The following is a 4,559-nucleotide window of genomic DNA, read 5'->3' on the forward strand; positions in this document are numbered from 1 at the left end:
GCTGCACACCTATTTGAACTTTCAGGTTTATGAATGCTTAGAGCGGGTAGGTTTTGTTGTCTTCGCCAAGACATCCCCCGGTCGCCGCAGGGTCAAGAAGGGATTGATTGCCTGAATGTTGGCCTGGGGATAAGCTTGCTGAACCTGCCCAAAAGTTTGTTGCGAGATAGGGTGCCCGTCAGTCCAGAGGGGATGGCGCACGATCCGCACTTCCCGTCCTTTATTTCCCGTCCACACCGGCAGCGGAAAGTCCTGAGGCGCTCTCTGGAAGCCTAAGTTTTCCAGCAGCGGCGGCAGTGCTCGCTCCACCAGGCGCCGCCAAGGATTCTCCTGACCTTCCCCCCAAGGGGTTTGCAAATCGACCGGCGCCTCAGCATCTCGCAGGAGGCGAGCCATATCCAAGGCCAGCCGCCAGTCCAACAGCCCGTGGTAAACCAGGTTGTAATAATCGCGCAAGCAGTTGTTGCAAGACGTGTCGCAGCCCTCTTGGTGCTGCAGCCAACGGTCGGCTAAACTGTTGGGCCGAGACAAGTCCTCCTGTTCTAGCAGCTTCGAGAAAACTTCCGGCTGGGCAAGGTAGAGGCAATACCCTGCGCCGTTCTCCAGCCTATCAAACAGAAAAGCTCTTCCCACCACTCGACCGGCCTCTGCTGTGGTCTGAAAGCTGGCTTGCAACTCGTCAGGATCCACATCCAGAAAAGCACAGGCAGCCGCCCGCAACCAAAACGCAAAAGAATACAAAGCTGCTCGCCCTTCCAAAGTCCTTGGGTCGGCAAACACGCCAGTTGGCCAAGTCTGAAAGCCGACCAGCAGCACATCAGTGCGTCGCTTGGACAGCAAGGCAATTCGATAGGTAGGGCCGATCCCTTTGACTTGTTCCCCTTGGGCTTGCGAATAGGGATCGAGGCAGACATAGGCTCCCGCCTGCTTCTGGCCAAAAACTTCCGCCGCTTGCAGCCGGAAACCACCATCGCCGCCGCGATCGTTGACGATTAGAACGTTGCCGCTGCCACCCTGCAGGTGAGCGTTACCAGTCTTCGCTTCGCGCTCAAGCTCAGGCACGCCCAGGGTGGGCCGGCTAACGCGGGGTTGCCACTCAAATTGACCGTCGAAATCCCGCGGCTCCAAGTTGGTGAAAAAGCCTGTCGGCTCACGGGCATCGATACAGCGGAGGGTGGGTTGCCCGCATACAGGGCAAGTTTGATCCGCCGGCTTGAACGCAGGAGGAGAAGAAAGGGGCGGCTGAGGTTGGTAGTTCTCGATCATGGCTTGGCAGTTGCGACAAAATCCCAACCAGCGGTTGGGTTGGTCAAGGGGTGGCACCAAACCGGGACGCGATTGCACGCCTCTTTTGTGAGGCGCCAACTCCACCAGCCCGCAGGCGGTGTGTACCGCCCGATCTTTGACGATTTCTGAGCCGGGGGCAAATTGTGCGATCGCCGTATCCAAGTCACGATCGATGGTGCCTTGGCTAGCTGACCAGCGAGTGTAGAGCAATCGCACCCGCGTGGGAAAGCCAAACATGGGCAAGATGCCGGCATTGGCCAAACGCTCGCTGAGTTGAGTTTGTCTGTAGGCGTTGGAAGCGGCAATCTCGTTAATCTTATCGACCAACTCCTCGCGGATGTGGCGATGTAAGGCTTGTTGCTCGTCAACCGAGAGATGAGTTTGCTGGCAAAGTTGAGCAATCACGGTTCGAATCTCTTGGTCATGGCTAGCAATCCAGTTGCGAACCGATGGTTCCACCTTTGGCCAGTTTTCGGCTAGGCCAAATTCCCCGTGGATGCTGGTCACGTCTTCGAGATCCACTGCAGCGGATAGATCTTGTTGTGAGACTTCCTGAAAAGCTTGTCGCAAAACCTCTTTCGCGATGACGCGCTGGGCAATACTACGGCTGCGCAGATCGATGTAAGGGGGAGGTGGCGGATCGCCGGTAATAGCCTCAGGGCGCTGAAAGTAAAAATCGTCGTGGCTGCGGCCTCGGCAAAACGTAATCGCCAAGGAAACCCCGGCGCCGCGCCGCCCAGCCCGTCCCACCCGCTGCTGGTAGTTGAAACGCCGCGGCGGCATGTTCGCCATCATCACCGCCAACAGCCCGCCGATGTCTACCCCAGCTTCCATGGTGGTGGTCACGCTCAGCAAATCAATGCCCTGAGCCAGCGGTATTTCCCCTTCCAAAAATACGTCCTGAAACCAGCGCTGCCGTCTGAGGCGATCCTCTTTGTCCGTTTGGCCAGTTAATTCGGCAGCATTCATCCGAAACGGTTCGTTGTCAGGATCGGAGAGGTAGGCGTAGTAGTCCAAGTCGCGCGGCAAGCTGCTCGGCTGCAATCGGATGACCTGCGGGTCAGAGTGTCGGCTGGTGTTGTGGCCGCCGCTGCACTCCGGGCACCATCCCCCCGCGGCATGCAAGTAAAAGGCGCTGCACTGAGGACAGCGGTAGCCTTGAAGACCTTCGCGAGAGACAGGCACGAGGTAGAGGCAATCTGGATCCAAAACCAGTCCGTCCGAGCTACTGCTACCGATCTTGCGCAACTCCCCCTCAATCTGCGATTTCAGTCCTGGCTTGCCCTGCTCTTCTAACCTTTCCAGGTATCGAACCACACACCTCGGCAGTTCCCGATTAGAATCAACCCTGTAGTACTTGGAGAATCGATGCTGCTTGCGAACTCCCAGTTGGCGGATGACAGCACTCACAACTTCTTGCAGTTCCGGCGGGACTTGAGCCGTAACATAGCCCTGGCCAAAAGACTCAGTGTTTCTGACCGCATGGGCAAACAGCGCGAACATCATTTCATCGGCCAAGTAGGCATTGAGCTTGTCCAGGTGTTTTTCTTGCTCTGGAGTCGGGCGGTCGGCTCTTCGTGTTATTGGGTTGTTTTGCCAGTTGTAAAGCTCCGTCCAGTGATGCCGATCCTTGTTGATGGCATAGTAGAGGGCGCTAAAGGACATACCACCAGGGCATAGTCCCAACTGTAAGAGGCGGTCTGCCAGAGTGCGTCGAAGCTTGAGGAGTGGAACTTGCCCGGGGTAAGACTCGAGCATTGCTAGCCATTGTTGGCGTGCCTCAGGATCGGCCGGCGGCATGTCCTGCGCCCAAAACAATGCCTCGGTAGCAAGGGTAGGCTGCAGATTGGCAAAGCGATTGCGTGCCGCCCAATCCTCCGCCATCCGCTCAACGTCTTCCAGCAGCTTGGGATAGCCGCGCAACCGTTGCTGCCGTTGCTCTGGGGTAGGTAAAATGCTGCGCAGAAAAGCCCGCAGGTCTTGCCAGTACTCCCGCGCCAATCGCACCAGCAACAAGCGCACCATATCGCGGTAGTGATCCATTTCCATCCCAGCAGCCAATTTGGCGGCGTCCTGGCGGCTATCGGAAAAAATCACCAGCTTGCGGGATTGCGGCGTCGGCATTTCCCGCAACAAAGCGCCGGCAATCACCTGACAGGCTTTCTGAAATCCAGTGCGATGCACACGTAGCGGGGTGGGATAGGCTTCGCGGCGGGCGCGATCGGTATCGCAGCGCGGGCAACGGGTCGGCAAGGCAGGCTGGTTCTCGGCCTCTACTTGGTACACCCAGCCAGGAACCTCGCCTTCTTTAGGAGGTGTCTTCTCTTTGTTGAGTTCGCCCGTAGCGGGGTTGAGTTTGGCCTCGACCCACCGCCGCTTGACTTTTCCAGCGCTCCACTCCAGATCTTGCGGCTCGGTCGCCCAAGGTTCTGGGTCATGGGGGAGGGGCCAAAAAACGCGATAGTTCCCGGATTTTTGGGTGAGGCTTACTAAATCGGGAATGCCTTCTAGATCAGGTTGATCGGGAGTGAGGATAACCGACTTGCCAGACGAGTAAGCATAACCCCCTAGGAATACCTCCCCGCAAACTTCGCAGACGATCAAATCCAGAACCCGTGCCCCGCAGTCGCAACTGAGGCGGTGCTGGCTATGTAAGGCACCGATAGGCGGAGGGGGTTGGTTGTCCTCTTGAGGGCGTTGGGCAACGCTGCACTTGGGGCTGCTGCACGCCCACAGGCCTTGCAGGTTGTGAAAGAAGAGGTGGCCGCGCACGGGCTGGGGCGATCGCCCATCTTCTCGCTTCGCTACTGCCGTTGCCATCAACAGTCCCCGCAAGGCCTCAGAGACCAGACCGCCTGCAGGCACGGGTGCGCCTGGAAACAGTTGCTGGTCAACTTTTTGGATGGGGGTGGCGCGCACGCTGCCGCTAGCCTGCCGACAGGCCTCCCGCAGCGCATCTGCAACGTTGAGTCCCTCGAGGCACTCCCCCAAAGCCTGCTCTGGGGATCCCAAGCTGGGATCGCCGCCCAAAGCCCGCACCAGCCTCGTCAGGGCTTCTTTAGTGACTGGGAGAGGGCGCAGCGGCTGGAGGGGATCCGGCTGCACATCGCTGGCAAACTGAGCAAAAGCAGCTTGATGCTGACGCACTTGTGCTGGCGCTTTGGGAACCGGAGGAACTTGTTCCCCGGCAATCACCACAAAGCGATCGCGCCCAACAAACTCCCGGAGAAACTTGCGGCCTGCCTCGCCCTCTTCCAAGCTGGCACTGGTGG

At 58.4% G+C, this 4,559-nt stretch carries 1 protein-coding gene; it reads right to left on the reverse strand.

Annotation, left to right across the window (positions count from 1 at the left end; genetic code table 11):
• Nucleotides 1-27: 27 nt before the first annotated feature.
• Nucleotides 28-4,545: a helicase-related protein gene (locus NW857_RS12290; protein WP_414369109.1), complete on the reverse strand. Its 4,518-nt coding sequence runs from the start codon at nt 4,543-4,545 to the stop codon at nt 28-30.
• Nucleotides 4,546-4,559 lie beyond the last annotated feature (14 nt).

Origin of the sequence: Synechococcus sp. H55.9 (genome assembly GCF_047462355.1) — a bacterium.
In the GTDB taxonomy this organism is placed as follows: domain Bacteria; phylum Cyanobacteriota; class Cyanobacteriia; order Thermostichales; family Thermostichaceae; genus Thermostichus.